Origin of the sequence: Laceyella tengchongensis (assembly GCF_900182735.1) — a bacterium.
In the GTDB taxonomy this organism is placed as follows: Bacteria; Bacillota; Bacilli; order Thermoactinomycetales; family Thermoactinomycetaceae; genus Laceyella; species Laceyella tengchongensis.
The window spans coordinates 360,671-375,413 of sequence record NZ_FXTU01000003.1; the positions used below are offsets into that span (position 1 = coordinate 360,671).

Here is a 14,743-nt window from a genome sequence, read left to right on the forward strand (position 1 = left end):
CTCCAGTTTTTGTGGATGCCGCCTTTTCCCCAGCTATAGGTTAACCAAAATCAAAACACAATGCAATAAATTTCTTTACAATCCATTGCAATAAAGGATGACTTTCTACATCAAACAAAGATCATCGCTCCCATTACCAGCTTTCATCTCATTCCACCAACAGCCAACCAACCTTGGCTCCGCAACGCATGGGGTACGTCCCCGGGTGGATCGGGGTGAATTGGACAGTAGCCTTGCCGTCCGCCAACGGTGTTGAAATCTGGAATTCGTCGATTTGGAGCCCTTGTCCGCAATCCGCCCCTGACTTTGACACCACCTGCAATCGCAACGGGATGCCCGCTTTCGCTTGAATCATGCCTGACCATCCGGTCTCGTCAATGTGGGCTTGTACCACCTGCATCCCGGTAAGCTGCTCAGCTCGCACCGCTTTAGGATGGTGAGAGTGATGCGACGGTGCATCAGCCAATGGGAACAAACCGGCTTGTTGCCACCCTAGCGCAGCCACCATGAGCAGGGTTCCACCCCACATCACCCAATCCCCCACTCCCAAACCCGGTGCCACTTCAGCTTCCTCTCTGATCAGCTGAACAAGCAATTGCGTAACACAGAGAAACAAAACAGCCATTAACACGATTGTCAGATCAGGAGCTTCCCTCAGCACCATCACACCCAACATGGCTCCCATCATCCCGCCCATAATCCCAGCCACAATCCCATCCACTGCGGCTAACAAACCACTGGGCTTGCCCAGCCAATACCCCAGCGACAAGCTGAACAGCATGGCCAATTCCGTCGGCAAAAATAGGTTGCCCCCGAATAGGATTCCTAAAATGGTTCCCGAAAGCAGTCCTGCCATCGTCGCGCCAGCCATGGCCACCATCATACCGGTGTGCTTAGACAACCAGAACCGGTGGCGATGCACAAAAATAAGCAGACGGACGCAACCTACCCCCAACGCCATTCCCCCCAAGACCACTCCCATGCCAAAACCCCCTCCGCCAAGTCGATTTAATTCACAAATTTCCGCTAATTCATGCCGAGAAGGCCCCTTCAGCACCACCACAACCATTTTACCATATGTAGCACGTGACACGCATAGCGGCGCCACCGCAACCATCCTGTCATCCTCAAGCCTCTCATCTTCGCAATTTGTTACAAATTGTTGCACAAAAATTCCGCAGCCACTTTGCGTAAAACCAGCGCATTCCCTACCATTCATCCCTGAAAAATCTATTATTTTCATTAGAATAAAAGGATTGAAAGCCAATTACACAAAAAGCAGGTTGCCCATTCGGCATCATATTTTAAAAAATTTATCATTTTTCTGCGATTTAAGGAGGAATTAGCTTCAATTTGTTGAAAAACAAAAATGACCGAGAGGAGGTGACCATTCATGATTCGCAAATTGCACTCTGGCGAGCCGCCCCAAGCTTAATTCTTCGCCGCGAAACAAAAAAAGGCCGCAACAACAAGCAAGATGATTCATCCTCTTTAGTATTTTTCAAAAATAAAAATAATTAAAATCCTGCGGCTACTCACACGGCAAAGTGATGAATCTCATCAATCAAGCCCCTTCGATTCGTTTTGGTTGGGGGGCTTTTTTCTTGATGGCGCCAAAGAAAAAACGTCTAAAGAGATGCAAATCAGAGGAGGTACTTCATATCGAGGAGGGTGTCTGCACGATGGAGTTGGTTGAAAAGCAATTGTACAGGGTTTTTAGCCATTCCCAATCTTTGCTTGGACAAGAAGGGTTGTACTGCATGGCGTCCGATGCGGAAAGCGCACGTCACTATTTTATTGAGCAATCCATTACCGCCGAATTGAAACAAAATCGGAGTTACTATCTCACCCGCTTCAATGAGGCCGCCGATTTTGTATTCGCGGAGGTATTCGTGAAGCAAACTCCGAGCAAGGAAAATCAACCAACAACCACCTGTCAATTATGTGAAATGAAAGTGAAAGAATGGTTTCATCCGCATGAAGAATGGGCCCTGCTCTATCTGAAATACCAACGCGGCGAAGTCGTTTCTTTACCTGAAGAGATGATAAGGTTTATCGTGAAACGGGACATCTTACATGCGGATGCGGTATACATAGAAAAAGTGGATTTCGTCGAAATAGATTAACCATGAATTTATCGCGACCCGCTACCGGTCGCGGTCTTTGTCTGGAATCGTCAACTAGGTAAAAAACCTCTTAAACCAGCGAAGCCCCCTGTGAAGCGCGAATAAGAATACGGCCCTGTTTGGCAATGCCTTTTGCCCCCCTGATCCTTATTTCCGGCACGAAAATGCCTTTTCGATGTCGGTTAATTCCGCTTCCTGCTTTAAAAACGAGGCCGGCGTTTCCGGTCGAACTTGGGTGACCAAGGCGTCGGCATAGGCTTCGATCCGCGTCTGATCATAAAATTTCTCCTTCGGGATCCATGCATCCCCAAACCGCGCTCCCAAGACGGCACCCGCTATCGCCGCCACCGTGTCAGTATCAAATCCCTCCCGAATGATCGACAGTAGCACCTCGGTCGGTTCAAGATCATCGCGACAAGCCATGAGCAGGGCGTGTAACCCTCCGAGCAATACAAAACCTTGGTTGGGATGAGCTCTTGTAAACCCTTCTTTCAACTGGGGGCGGGCCCAATCGGACAAACGGCGCCGCATCGCTTCCACCGGCAAGTCGATCCAAGTGCATGCCTGAACCATTGCTTCGCGAATGGCTGAAGAGTTCACCTCATCCATTCGCCAACCTTGTTTGGACATCTCCTGCAATCGCTCTTCCCCTTGCCGGGCAAGCTCCGGTAAAGCGGCAAGCGTCTCACGCCCAGACCTGCCTTGCAACAACAGGGCAATGGCGTGCGCCAACAAAGCGGCAAACCCCGCAGCCCTCGCATCGCGGTGCGTAGCCAGGCTGGATTCGAGCGCGACTTGCCATAAGTGGTCAGCCTGTTCAGGCTGGCAATACAAAGCGCCCAACGGTCCGATGCGCATAGCGGCTCCCATTCCGGCAGATGGGCTACCCGCATGTTCCACCATCTCCCCTTTGCGCATGCGATGCAAAGCCTCCGTAAAAAATCGGCCAACTCCTCGCCATGCGCCCTGTTTCATTCCTTGAACCAATATACTTTTCCAAGCGTCCCGGTTCCAACCTCCTTCAGCCAGACAAGTCTGCACCAAGGCCATCGCTTGTTGTGTGTCATCTGAGTGCAAGCCGAGCGGACGCAAGCGGCGCCGTTTTTTTTCAGCGATCTTGTCGACGGGGTACGCTGCTGGTAACTCCCTATATTCACCATAAACTTCTTCTATCTCCCTCTTGCGCCATCCCTCGACAGGGCATCCTAGTACATCTCCCCAAGCCAATCCCAACATAACTCCGCGCTTCTTATTTTCCATTTCTTTTGTCTCCTTCTCATGCTGTCTTTGCGCTTTATCATATACAATCTGAATATAACAATTTTAATGAAGATGTTCATCGCCAATCATAAAATACGCCATGTGCCGGCACTCCCGTCACATGGTCCCATCTCGCTTTAACTTCATATAACCCTTCAACATCTCCCCGCACTCAACCCGCATAAACTCATTCAAATACTTCACCTGATAGCGATATCCCTTGTACTTATACTCTACCAACCGCTCACCCGCCAATTGCACCGTTTGGATGATTTCTCCCTGAGATTGCCGGAAATAATCCCGAATCTCCGCCATATCACGCAAACATTGATCCATGATCTGCTCCAGCTGGTATTGGTATATCTCCCCCATCTTGAGGTGACCCATTTGCTTCTTGTCCCGTTCCAACACACCCAGCAACACTTCCAAATGTGCGTACCGCTTCAATTCCACTTCAAACGCAAGTTGATCTTCATCATACAGCATCGGTATTTCCCCTTTGCATCTTGTCGGCCGGCCCCGCGTTATCGCCCCCTCGGCCATAAAACCCGCGACCATCCCCCTTTTATAAGCATATACTCCAATCCCAATCCTTACACAAACATGCAAAAAAAGCCCCTTATGAAAACGGGCTTCTCCATCTTGGGTCAACAGCATGGTTATGTAGGTTGAGCATTCCGCTGGGCCCTACCAAGGGAAATACCATAACCATAGACTATTATAAATAAATCGATAAGTCTATTCTTTTTTAAAGTAGCGTTCCGGCCCATCTCAACACAAAAAAGCCGACCCCTTTCTAAGGAGGTCGACTTTTTGCCGGCTGATTGTGCTATTGTTTTTTTCCAAACAGGATGGTGAGATCAACTGTCATCTCCCCAATTGTAAATATTACTCGAATCCATTTGTGTTCCCCGTTTGGGAAACGGGAGGCCACGCAAGAGATCAGATCATTTGATTGCAGATCGTGGCTTCAGCTATCTGTTTTGTCGGCGTCTTCTCCTCAAACGTGGTATTCCCCATACGATTCCCGAGCTCATTGATCAGGCTAAGCGCCGATCCCCCTTTAAATAACAAGTAAATGAAGCATGTAAATCTATTCGTGAAACTCTTCTGGGTAAGTCTCGCGAACAGTTTTCGTCGTTATAATCGCTTTTAGATTGTGGTATGATTTAATGTTAAATCTATCTGCAATAATCTTCAAATCGTCAAGCGTAACTTCCTCATCACGCCCAATCAAAGAGTGCGCCAGATATATCATGCCGCTACGTTGCAGATACTTTGGCTTCAAGTAATCTATATCCAATGTTTCTGCAAGGACAGTAAGTCGCCGATGTATCACAAATTTATCGACGGGGGCTAAGGGGTCACTGTTTTTTGTGGCAGACGCTCTAACAACATAGTCGTTTTGTATTAGATCAGTGTATTCTCGCACATTGTCTTTTTCTGGAATAGTCATGAAGCCATTTCTTTTTATATAACTCTTTTGTTCAATCGCACCTTTAATTAAATTTAGGGTACGATTATCAACGGGAATAAATCTTTCTGTTGATTTTTTAGGACGACCTCTATCATCAACTTGCAAACTGTTCACGAGTCTCAATTGCTTTCTATCCCAATCCACATCATTCACTTTAAGATTCGATATCTCACTATGCTGTTTCCCTCCCGCCCCTATGTATAGTAGGCGTAAAATAACAGCGTCTTGGTAGTTAGCGCACAGGTCTTCATATCTTCTTAATTGTTTTTCCGTTATATAGGTCTCTTTTGCTTTTATATATCTATCAAAGTCGTTAGACTTGATTTTTTCCAGTTGATTCTCTTGAGCAATACCTTTCTGAACACACCAATGTAAATAACTTGATATGACACGTCCATACGTTTCAACAGTATGTCTATTATTGGCCTCAAAGCCATAAAGGATTTTTTCTAATTCCTCAAATGAAAACTGAGAAATATCTTTATCTAACTCTTTTTCATACTCAGACACCTTTGAAAAGATTCGAATGTAGTTTTTGATTGTTCCTTGACTGAAATCGCCTTCTTCAAGAAAAGTACTTTTTAATTCCGGTCGAAATAAGTAATTATTTTTTTTATTTGTATTCGTCATCATTTCACTTCACTCCCAAACTTGTCTTCTATTGAACGCATAATGATCGAGATGAGTAGCATCGAACTTCACAATCAAAAGTTCCGAGGATAATATCATACTATTTAAATATAACAAAATTGATAAAACCCAAGTTTTTTTTGCGTGGGTGTCGAAAGAATATCAATCAACATTTTTTCACACCTCCTTCTATGCATTTTCATAATTAAGATGGTTTGTAGTTAATTTAGCGCCTTCTGTTATAATCCATAACAATTAGTAATATTATTATTTTTTATCAATTTAGATTCTATCATTATTATTTATTTTTGTCAATAGATTTTATTTTATCAACTAATGCGTTACCTTTATTAAACTTCTTATCATCGGCTTAAATGATCTCTGCCCCCTCTTTTATTAGTTCTTCACTAATATACACCTCTCTCAGCTACGAAATTTAATTACTTAATCGATGATATCCAGAACATTAGTAACATGCTTTAAATTAAAATCTATATTGTAAGGTGCCCTACAAGACTTCATCCTATTTTATTTAAAATTAGTGTTATATTGCTTCATTTGACTGGAACAGAGCGGACATCTTAGCATGCCTTCATGTTCCAAAAGTAGGCTCGCTTGCAACATTTTTTTAGATTTGGACATAAAAAAGCACCCTATTCATTCATAATCGGTGAATGAAAAAAGGCACAGACAAATAAGCCCAACCTCGTCATACATTAAAAGCGGTTGAGTTTCAGTGACTGTGCCTACATTACCGAAAACGAATGAAGTGGAGCATGATTGAACTACCTCGCTAATTTTCATGATAACAGCACTTGAATTGAAAGCGTTATCTTGCATTTCGCCGCTAGGGATTGTGTGCCTTGACTTCAGGATTGATCCAGACAGAACTGGCGAACTGATTACTCATAGGAACAAAGCTATTGCTGTTAGTTACGGTTGCTCCGGTAAACACCCGGCTTGACAATCGCCGCGCACAAAAAATCCACCGTTCTTTTCCGTCTTTGGTAGACATTTTTCGCGCTTTGAAATGACGCTTCAAATAGTCGAATGAAACATGGGGATAATCTCCTTTACGTCGATCATCCTTGCAGTAGACGATTTTCGTTTTGGTCGGATTGGGTTGCAAACGATAGCGTGACAGCCGCCGGGTTATGCTTGCCAATAGCCGATTGGCCTCGTTTTCACTTTTGCAATGACAAAGAATGTCATCAACAAAACGCCCGAAAGGAACATGTGGGTAGTTGGTCTGCATCCATTCGTCAAACGCATGATAGAGGTACAGGTCAGCCAACAGATGGCTTATGACCGCTCCCGGGGAGACTCCCGCACTTTTGAATAAAACACCCCGGTTGTTTTTTTGCGGATTCTTCAACCACCGGTCGATATAGAGCAGTACCCACTTTTGATCTGTGTATTTTTGAATCATTGGCAACAGTTTGGCATGATCAATCGAATAGAAAAAATCTTTGATGTCCAGGCACAATACCCAATCATGTTGCAGGCACCGTTTGCTGGCCGCTTCCACGGCATCAGCGGCGCTTTTTCCGTTTCTGTTAAACAGATTGTCATGGAAGATGGTCGACACTCTCGGCTCCAGATGATTAATGACCACATATTGAGCAATTTGGTCGGTCACAGTAGGAATACCCAATATTCTCCAACCACCGCCAGGCTTATGAATGAAGATTCTCCTTAAGGGGGCGGGGGCATAATCACCTGACGCAAGCCGTTTCCATAATCGGGTCAAATTCCCTTCCAGATCGGCTTCAAATTGCCGGATCGTTTGCTCGTCGATTCCGACCGATTTGGACTTGCGAGCTCTTTCGTACGCATGGCGAACTGCTTCTTTGGTGATCCGGAATTTGGTTTTTCCGCTTTGACTCAACGGGCGGCCTCCTTTCACCCAGCATCTCACATAACCGAAAAATTGAAATATACCACAATTTACGCCACAACACCCGCGTTTGCTTGTGCGGTCGGAAGAAATGGGCAAACTCTGTGGCAAAAGGCATAACAAAAACGCCAGCCGGCAAAATTCTCTTTCACCAACTAGCGTCTTTTTTCCTCACTTTTTTCGTTCACTGATTCACCCGCCACTCGATCTCGGCCGAATAGACGGGTACCACGCCTTGTTGTGTTCGCAACAGCAACGCCCCTTGTTCATTTAATTCTTGGGCGATGCCGGTCATCGTTCCTTGCGTGGTACGGGCAGTGATCTGTTTCCCCAGCATTCCTGCTCTTTCATGCCATGCTTTTCGAATCGGGCCGAATCCTTGGCGCAAATACATTTGGTACATGCGCTCCAACTCGTACAATATCCCCGCTGCCAAAGATGCGCGATGTATCGGGCGGGCGCACTCATGCATCAAAGATGTCCCCACATGCTTGAGCCAATCGGGCCAGTCGTCGGTTTTCACGTTGACGTTGATCCCCATCCCCATGATCACATAATGGATTTGATCTTGTTCACCGCGCAATTCCGTTAAAATACCGCACACTTTCTTGCCGTGGATGAGCAAATCGTTGGGCCACTTAATCTTCACAGGCAATCCCGTCGACTCCGCCAGCGCCGCCTGCACGGCAACAGAAGCAAGCAATGTCAAGTGTGGTGCATGGCTCAATGGAATGGGCGGGCGCAGGATCATGCTCATCCAAATCCCTGTGCCAGGAGGAGAGTGCCAAGCGCGACCCAATCTGCCGCGCCCCTGCAACTGCTCTTCGGCGATAACCACTGCCCCTTCCGGAGCGCCTTCCCTCGCCCATTGGTGCGCCACAATTTGCGTGGATTCCGTTTGCGCCAGATATTTTATTTCACGCCCAAACACGTCCGTCCGCAAATGCGGATATATTTCTTCTGGAGCCATCCGATCCGGCCGGTGCACCAGTCGGTAACCGTGGCGCGGACGCGCTTCAATCTCATAGCCTTCCTGTCTCAATTCTTCAATGTGTTTCCAAATCGCCGCCCGGCTTACTCCTACTTTTCGGCTGATCTCCTCACCCGACATAAAAACGGCGTCGTTTGCAATCAAGACGCGGATCAATTCATTGCGTATACTTTGCCCCAAATTGACACCCTTCCTTCAACAATGCTTCTCTTTCATTTGGAATCCGTTGTAACGCCGCTTGTTCTGCAAGGTAAGCCAACGTACGGCCCACCCACGGCCCCGCTTGGCGGCCTGTCTGGCGGATCAGATCCGTCCCGGAAACCGCCAATTCCCTCGTGTGTTTGACAGGCATCGCCTGCCACCAAGCTTCCAACTTCGTCTCATCTGGATCTTCCGGCCGCCTTAACTCCAGCAAGTGAGCCAGTTGCCCCGCTCGCTGAAGCGCATCGAGGCCAAAGCGATATAAACGGCGTTTCCATTCCTCATCCGTTTGCCGCTGCCAAGTCAATCCCAACTGCATGCAAACGCTGATCGCTTCTTTGTCCCGAGTGGCCAACTTCAGCTGATCCAATCTCGCCGCTAGGCCGTCCATGTCTGTTTTGCACAGTGACAGCAGGTAACTCCAGCGGACAATCCTATCCCGCACCCAGTCAAACCTTTCCAGCCCTTCTATGGCAAGCTGGCGCCCGTCTGCCCACTGGCAAAACGGGGGGAGATGGGCAAAGAGCCCAGTGTCAGCCAGAATCTCCAGCCCAGCGGACGGAGCCGTTGCCTTCCACATTTTTTCCATCTCAGACACCACTCGTTCGACAGACAAAAACCGGCATTCCTGTTTCAGATGCACAATCGCCTGCCTAGCGTCTGCATCGAGGGAAAACCCGAACTGCGCCACAAACCGGGCAGCCCGCAACATTCTGAGCGCATCTTCTTGAAACCGCTCCATGGGATCTCCGACGGCCCGTATCACTTTTGCTTCCAAATCAGCCATTCCCGAAAAATAATCGATCAACTCACCGTGCCGATCTTTGGCCATAGCATTGACCGTGAAATCGCGCCGAGCCAGATCGAGCTTCAAAGAAGATACGAAAGCGACTTGGCTTGGGCGCCGCCGATCCGCATACTCCCCTTCGATGCGAAACGTCGTCACTTCGATCGGCAAGTCGTTATGCACGACCGTAACGGTGCCGTGTTGCAGGCCGGTGGGCGCCGTTCGCGGAAAAATCGCTTGCACCTGCTCTGGCCGTGCCTCTGTCGCCACATCATAATCTTGCGGCTGGCGTCCCATCAGCTCATCCCTGACGCATCCACCCACAAGGTACGCGGCAAACCCCGCTTGCTCTAGCTTTTCCATTACCCACAACGCCGCTTGTTTGCGCTCATCCATCTCTTTTCCTCCGTCCAAAACCCCGCTGACGAATTAGCGGGACAACACCTTCGCATATAGCTGTTCATATTGGCCCGCAATTTTCAAGCCACAAAACTCCTGTTTAACCCTGTCCAGACCCGCTTGCGAAAAATTTTGGTGCAACGCATCGTCTCTGAGCAACATCAACGCGTATTGAGCCATCTCTTCAATCGCGCCGACTGGCGCCAAAAAGCCGTTTTGCCCATGCGTCACCACTTCGGGGATACCACCGGCGTTGGAGGCGATAGTAGGCACACCACAAGCCATTGCTTCCAGCGCGACCAAGCCGAAGCTCTCTTTTTCGGATGGCAAAAGCAACAAATCGGCCAATGAAATCAATTGGGCCACTTCATCCTGTTTGCCTAGGAAAACCACTTTATCATCTAGGCCTAGCTCCTGCACCCGCTGGATTACTTTGGGCATTTCCGGCCCTTCCCCTACAAGAAACAGCCGTGCGGGAATTTCACTTGCCACCCGGTGGAAGATTGAAATCACGTCCAGCGGGCGTTTCACTGCCCGGAAGTTGGATATATGTAATAACAGTTTTTCCGTTTTTTCACAGCAATGATCCCGCAAAGGCTCCACATCGCGAGGGTAATACACGCGGGTGTCAACGAAATTATAGATCCGTTCGATTTCCTTGTTCACACAAAACAAATCTTCTGTCTGTCTAACCAGATCGTCTGACACCGCCGTCACGGCGTCGCTGTTCTGAATCCCAAAACAAATCACATCGCGCAATGAAGGATCTTCTCCCAACACCGTGATGTCTGTACCGTGCAAAGTCGTCACCACTTTGAGATGGTCGCCCACCATCTGTTTCGCCAGCACAGCAGCAATCGCGTGTGGCACCGCATAGTGAACGTGCAAAAGATCCAACTGGTACTCTTTGGCCACTTGCGCCATACGGCTGGCTAGAGCCAAATCATACGGTGGATATTTGAAGACTGCGTAGCGGTGCGCTTCCACTCCGTGATAACGGATATTTTGATGAAACCGCCCCAAACGGAACGGCATGTCATAAGTGATGAAATGGATGTCATGGCCTCTTTCGGCCAACAATTTCCCCAATTCGGTGGCCACAACCCCCGATCCTCCATGTGAAGGATAACATGTAATCCCAATGCGCATTTGGCACCCTCCCGCTCTTTTCGCTTTATGCCTCAATCAATGATGTTGTTTTCAATGGCGTCGGGCTTTTTAACGCTTCCCCATAGAGCGAACCGATCTGGTGGCCCCATAACTGGTCACGGCCGCGCACCATTGCAAGATACGTTGGGCTGTTTAGCGGGGTGCCCACTTCTCCCTCTTTCGGGTTAAATTGACTCTGATAAGCCAAAATCGATTCCATTTTCTGTTCGTAAACATCACTGATGTCCACAATCACGTCAGCCGGATGGACATCATTGATGAAATAATAATACAACCGATTGACACGATGGGCTTCTGCGTCCCCAGGCGTCTTTTTTTTGCGAATCCCCGCGTCAAAAACAGCCTCTTTCACCATGCGGCTACATGCCACATGATCTGGATGCCGATCTTCAAAATATGGAGCCAAAACCACCTTAGGCTTATACTGGCGAATCACTTGCGTCATCTTGTCGATCTGCTCTCTTCCGCCCAAGCCGCGGTCGGGAAAAGCCAAATCGATCACTTGCCCGACCCCTAAGATGGCGGCGGCCCGCTTCGCTTCCATGCGTCGCCGTTCTACGGTCCCGTTTGAAGACAGCTCTGCTTCGGTCAGATTGCAAATGGCGACGCGGTAGCCCTGTTTCACATGTTTGGCCAAAATGCCACCCGCTCCGATTTCCACATCATCGGGATGCGCACCAAACGCCAAAATATCAACGGTATTCACCTTTGTTCCCTCTCTTCTCCCATTACCGGGTTGGATTGACCAGCTCGCGCCACGACAGCTCGCCTTCTTTGACGGCCCGAATCATGATTTCCGCCGCCGCAAGATTCGTAGCTACTGGAATGTTATGGACATCAGCCAATCTCAACAAAGCCAATATGTCCGGCTCATGCGGCTGCGCGGCCAGCGGATCGCGGAAAAAGACGATCAGATCCATGCGGTTTTCTGCCACCAGCGCTCCGATTTGTTGATCCCCACCCAACGGCCCAGATAAAAAGCGATGCACCTGAAGTGAAGTCGCCTCTGCAATGCGCTTGCCGGTTGTTCCGGTAGCAAAGAGGCGGTGGGGCTTGAGCAACTCTTCATAAGCGATAGCGAATTGCACCATTTGCTCTTTTTTTGCGTCATGCGCAATTAAAGCGATATTCATTGGCCTCCCCCTTTTTGATGGTGACGTCACATGCGCGCCAAGGATGATGCATGCGTAAACAAGGCAGGCGCGCCACCTGTATGCCAAAATAATACCCGTTTTGATTTGTCGGCGGTTTTCGCCAATTGGTCGAGCATTCCCGCCAGCGCCTTTCCAGTGTATATCGGATCGACCAAAATCCCTTCCGCGCGGGCCAACTTCCGAATCGCTTCATTTCCCGCCGGAGAGGGCGTGCCGTATTTGCGACCAATGTATTGATCGAACAGCGCGTCGGTCGGCGCCAATTCAGAAGCTGCCGGCTGGTTGATCTCCTTGCACAGCTGGCGCATGAAACGGTTCACCTCTTGCTCCGTCTGCTCCCGCTCTTGCCAGACACTGATACCGCGGAAACGGGTGGGGGTCTGGGTCAGGTTTCGCCCGACAGCAAGCCCGGCCAACGTTCCGCCCGTCCCCACCGCCACATAGATTTCATCAAACGGCGGCAATTCTTGCTGTTGCCGTTGCCGCTCAAGCTCGTACCAAGCGGTGACATAACCGTAATCTCCCCTTCCGGTAGAGCCTCCCACGGGAATGATAAACGGCTTCCTGCCCAAACGCTCCGCCGCAAACGCTTTTTCCCGCATCACCGCGAGCAAGCCATCTGAACCATACGCCCCAGTCGCAAACAATTTCGCGCCGAGCAATTGATCCAACAACAAATTCCCCTGCACGTCGCCTAAGCGTTCACCCGCAAAGCACAACCAAGTTTCCAAGCCAGCTTTGTTGGCGGCCGCCACTGTGAGGCGGGCGTGATTCGACTGGGGGCTTCCCCCCGTGATCACCAAATCGCATCCTTCATCTAGTGCTTGTCCCAACAAATACTCCAACTTGCGCAGTTTGTTGCCGCCAAATGCCAATTCCGTCACATCATCCCGTTTGATCCACAGGCTGGCTACCCCCAGTTCCGCCCCTAGATTGGCTAGCGGCATCAACGGGGTATCTCCGCTCAGCAACGGATACCTTGGAAACGCGTTTTTCATTTGATCCCCGCTCTCCTCTAAGCGAAATCAATCACATTTTCCAGACCGTACACGAGCCGGTCTTGTTCCATCACTTTTTCAACTGCTAATTTCACACCCGGCATAAAAGATTCGCGATTGAAAGAATCGTGGCGGATGGTCAACAGTTGCCCTTCGCCGCCAAACAGCACCTCTTGGTGCGCGATCAACCCTGGCAAACGCACGCTGTGAACGCGAAAGCCCTGAGTCAACCCTCCACGCGCACCGTGAAGCAGTTCTTTTTCTTCTGGGTGGCCCTGTTTGATCTCGGTTCGCGTCTCACTGATCATCTCGGCCGTCTTCATCGCCGTGCCTGAAGGAGCGTCCAATTTCTGATCATGATGGTATTCCACGATTTCGACATGGGGCAAGTATTTGGCCGCTTGCCGGGCAAACACCATCATCAAGACGGCACCCAGCGCAAAGTTAGGCGCGATGATCGCCCCCACGCCTTTTTCCGCACACAGCTCGGATAGCTCTTGTACTTCAGCTTCCGACAATCCGCTTGTGCCCACCACCGGCCGCACGCCTTTGCTGATCGCCAACACCATATGTTCTTTCACTGCGTGGGGAGTGGTGAAATCGACCCACACATCTGCTTCATGCTTTTCTAATGCTTCCTGCGCCGTCGCATAAAACGGGGCCCCAATCGGGTTGAAACCCAACGCTTCACCGACGTCTTGTCCAGCGTATGTGCGCGAAACGCCAGCAACTAACTCCAAATGATCGTATTGCCGCATCATTTTTATTACCTCTTGCCCCATGCGCCCACTGGCGCCGGCAACGATGACTCGAATACCCATGGTGTCATTTCTCCTCTTCTCTGTTGTCTCCATTATTTCCCTTCCTGATCAATCCGTGTCCAACGATTCGCATCACGCGTGCGATATTTTTCCATCACCCCATCAAAGGCCTTCTCCAAGTCGATGTTAAGCGAATTGGCAAAACAGGTGACGATAAACATAATGTCGCCCAGCTCACTTTCGAGGCTGTTTTCTTCTTCGCCGGGCTTTTTTGGTTTTTCCCCGTAGCGATGATTCACTTCGCGGGCTAATTCCCCCACTTCTTCCGTCATCCGCGCCAGCATAGACAACGGCTGAAAATAGCCCTCTTTAAACTGACTGATGTACACATCTACTTCTTGTTGCATCTCTTTCAATGTTTTTTCCGCCATGTTCTTAAACCTCCAACCACACTGGCAATTCCCTAGGCCGCTGAGTGATGGGCATTAGCCTTTGCCAGTGGCCAAAATCGCATTCACTTCGTTTGAACAGCCAACGGATGTTCGTTGCGAGCCATCTTCATGGTCAAGACCTTGCGGTGACCAGCCTGATCTCTCTAATCATTCCATAAATCGCTCACAGCCGCCACCCCAAAGCCAAACCATACCGGTACAAACCGATGGTTATCGATACCACTTATTTATTTATAGTAACCATGCCGTAGCCAATAAACAAGCAGTTAATCTAAAATCCCCATTCAGGGGAATAAAAAGCTTGTCCAAACATGGCCCAAAGCTGCGTTTGCGTCCGGCACTTCTTTACTGCTCTTCAGGAAGATACGCCGCCGCGCTAAAATCATAACACATTAGCGCTTTTCTTCATGTTTCCCTCATTGATGTCACAAAATAGGACA

The 14,743-nt window shown here is 49.0% G+C and carries 15 protein-coding genes; 2 read left to right on the top strand and 13 right to left on the bottom strand.

The window, feature by feature from the left end:
* Positions 1-148 precede the first annotated feature (148 nt).
* Positions 149-1,117, bottom strand: coding sequence for a cupredoxin domain-containing protein (locus QQZ12_RS08745; RefSeq protein WP_102992306.1), 969 nt, complete (start codon positions 1,115-1,117; stop codon positions 149-151).
* 236 nt (positions 1,118-1,353) lie between these two features.
* Between QQZ12_RS08745 and QQZ12_RS08750 the strand changes: the two genes are divergently transcribed.
* Both QQZ12_RS08750 and QQZ12_RS08755 read left to right on the top strand, forming a co-directional pair.
* The gene (locus QQZ12_RS08750) at positions 1,354-1,521 is read left to right on the top strand and encodes a hypothetical protein (protein ID WP_189319023.1); all 168 of its coding nucleotides are present in this window, start codon (positions 1,354-1,356) and stop codon (positions 1,519-1,521) included.
* Positions 1,522-1,682: 161 nt separating this feature from the next.
* Entirely contained in the window at positions 1,683-2,126 is a 444-nt protein-coding gene (locus QQZ12_RS08755) for a hypothetical protein (protein ID WP_102992305.1), read from the top strand.
* A gap of 147 nt (positions 2,127-2,273) precedes the next feature.
* Here QQZ12_RS08755 and QQZ12_RS08760 read toward each other — a convergent pair whose 3' ends face one another.
* From QQZ12_RS08760 to QQZ12_RS08815, 12 genes are all read right to left on the bottom strand, one after another.
* A complete protein-coding gene (locus QQZ12_RS08760) occupies positions 2,274-3,386 on the bottom strand; it encodes an ADP-ribosylglycohydrolase family protein (RefSeq protein ID WP_102992304.1) in 1,113 nt (370 codons plus the stop codon).
* Positions 3,387-3,503: 117 nt separating this feature from the next.
* Positions 3,504-3,872: a YhjD family protein gene (locus QQZ12_RS08765; protein ID WP_102992303.1), complete on the bottom strand. Its 369-nt coding sequence runs from the start codon at positions 3,870-3,872 to the stop codon at positions 3,504-3,506.
* A gap of 607 nt (positions 3,873-4,479) precedes the next feature.
* Positions 4,480-5,496, bottom strand: a complete 1,017-nt coding sequence (locus QQZ12_RS08770) for a site-specific integrase (RefSeq protein WP_102992302.1) — start codon at positions 5,494-5,496, stop codon at positions 4,480-4,482.
* An 844-nt stretch (positions 5,497-6,340) separates the two neighbouring features.
* Positions 6,341-7,381, bottom strand: coding sequence for a reverse transcriptase domain-containing protein (locus QQZ12_RS08775; protein WP_284724283.1), 1,041 nt, complete (start codon positions 7,379-7,381; stop codon positions 6,341-6,343).
* A 193-nt stretch (positions 7,382-7,574) separates the two neighbouring features.
* Complete coding sequence (locus tag QQZ12_RS08780) at positions 7,575-8,501, bottom strand: biotin--[acetyl-CoA-carboxylase] ligase (RefSeq protein ID WP_416332423.1); 927 nt, start codon at positions 8,499-8,501, stop codon at positions 7,575-7,577.
* A gap of 37 nt (positions 8,502-8,538) precedes the next feature.
* Complete coding sequence (locus QQZ12_RS08785) at positions 8,539-9,765, bottom strand: CCA tRNA nucleotidyltransferase (protein WP_102992299.1); 1,227 nt, start codon at positions 9,763-9,765, stop codon at positions 8,539-8,541.
* Positions 9,766-9,798: 33 nt separating this feature from the next.
* On the bottom strand, positions 9,799-10,917 hold the full coding sequence (gene bshA / locus QQZ12_RS08790; RefSeq protein WP_102992298.1) for an N-acetyl-alpha-D-glucosaminyl L-malate synthase BshA: 1,119 nt from the start codon (positions 10,915-10,917) through the stop codon (positions 9,799-9,801).
* 25 nt (positions 10,918-10,942) lie between these two features.
* Complete coding sequence (gene bshB1 / locus QQZ12_RS08795; protein ID WP_102992297.1) at positions 10,943-11,644, bottom strand: bacillithiol biosynthesis deacetylase BshB1; 702 nt, start codon at positions 11,642-11,644, stop codon at positions 10,943-10,945.
* A gap of 22 nt (positions 11,645-11,666) precedes the next feature.
* Positions 11,667-12,071 (bottom strand): methylglyoxal synthase, encoded by a 405-nt coding sequence (locus tag QQZ12_RS08800; RefSeq protein WP_022738506.1) that lies wholly within the window; start codon positions 12,069-12,071, stop codon positions 11,667-11,669.
* Between the two features lie 26 nt (positions 12,072-12,097).
* Positions 12,098-13,090: a 1-aminocyclopropane-1-carboxylate deaminase/D-cysteine desulfhydrase gene (locus QQZ12_RS08805; protein ID WP_102992296.1), complete on the bottom strand. Its 993-nt coding sequence runs from the start codon at positions 13,088-13,090 to the stop codon at positions 12,098-12,100.
* Positions 13,091-13,107: 17 nt separating this feature from the next.
* Entirely contained in the window at positions 13,108-13,911 is an 804-nt protein-coding gene (gene dapB / locus QQZ12_RS08810) for a 4-hydroxy-tetrahydrodipicolinate reductase (RefSeq protein ID WP_054096530.1), read from the bottom strand.
* A gap of 32 nt (positions 13,912-13,943) precedes the next feature.
* Complete coding sequence (locus QQZ12_RS08815; protein ID WP_102992295.1) at positions 13,944-14,282, bottom strand: nucleotide pyrophosphohydrolase; 339 nt, start codon at positions 14,280-14,282, stop codon at positions 13,944-13,946.
* Positions 14,283-14,743: the final 461 nt, after the last annotated feature.

Coding starts and splice junctions, on each gene's coding strand:
- QQZ12_RS08745 (WP_102992306.1), bottom strand. CDS start 1,117: ATGGTTGCGGTGGCGCCGCTATGCGTGTCACGTGCTACATATGGTAAA.
- QQZ12_RS08755 (WP_102992305.1), top strand. CDS start 1,683: ATGGAGTTGGTTGAAAAGCAATTGTACAGGGTTTTTAGCCATTCCCAA.
- QQZ12_RS08760 (WP_102992304.1), bottom strand. CDS start 3,386: ATGGAAAATAAGAAGCGCGGAGTTATGTTGGGATTGGCTTGGGGAGAT.
- QQZ12_RS08765 (WP_102992303.1), bottom strand. CDS start 3,872: ATGCTGTATGATGAAGATCAACTTGCGTTTGAAGTGGAATTGAAGCGG.
- QQZ12_RS08770 (WP_102992302.1), bottom strand. CDS start 5,496: ATGATGACGAATACAAATAAAAAAAATAATTACTTATTTCGACCGGAA.
- QQZ12_RS08780 (WP_416332423.1), bottom strand. CDS start 8,501: ATGTCGGGTGAGGAGATCAGCCGAAAAGTAGGAGTAAGCCGGGCGGCG.
- QQZ12_RS08785 (WP_102992299.1), bottom strand. CDS start 9,765: ATGGATGAGCGCAAACAAGCGGCGTTGTGGGTAATGGAAAAGCTAGAG.
- bshA (WP_102992298.1), bottom strand. CDS start 10,917: ATGCGCATTGGGATTACATGTTATCCTTCACATGGAGGATCGGGGGTT.
- QQZ12_RS08800 (WP_022738506.1), bottom strand. CDS start 12,071: ATGAATATCGCTTTAATTGCGCATGACGCAAAAAAAGAGCAAATGGTG.
- QQZ12_RS08805 (WP_102992296.1), bottom strand. CDS start 13,090: ATGAAAAACGCGTTTCCAAGGTATCCGTTGCTGAGCGGAGATACCCCG.
- dapB (WP_054096530.1), bottom strand. CDS start 13,911: ATGGGTATTCGAGTCATCGTTGCCGGCGCCAGTGGGCGCATGGGGCAA.
- QQZ12_RS08815 (WP_102992295.1), bottom strand. CDS start 14,282: ATGGCGGAAAAAACATTGAAAGAGATGCAACAAGAAGTAGATGTGTAC.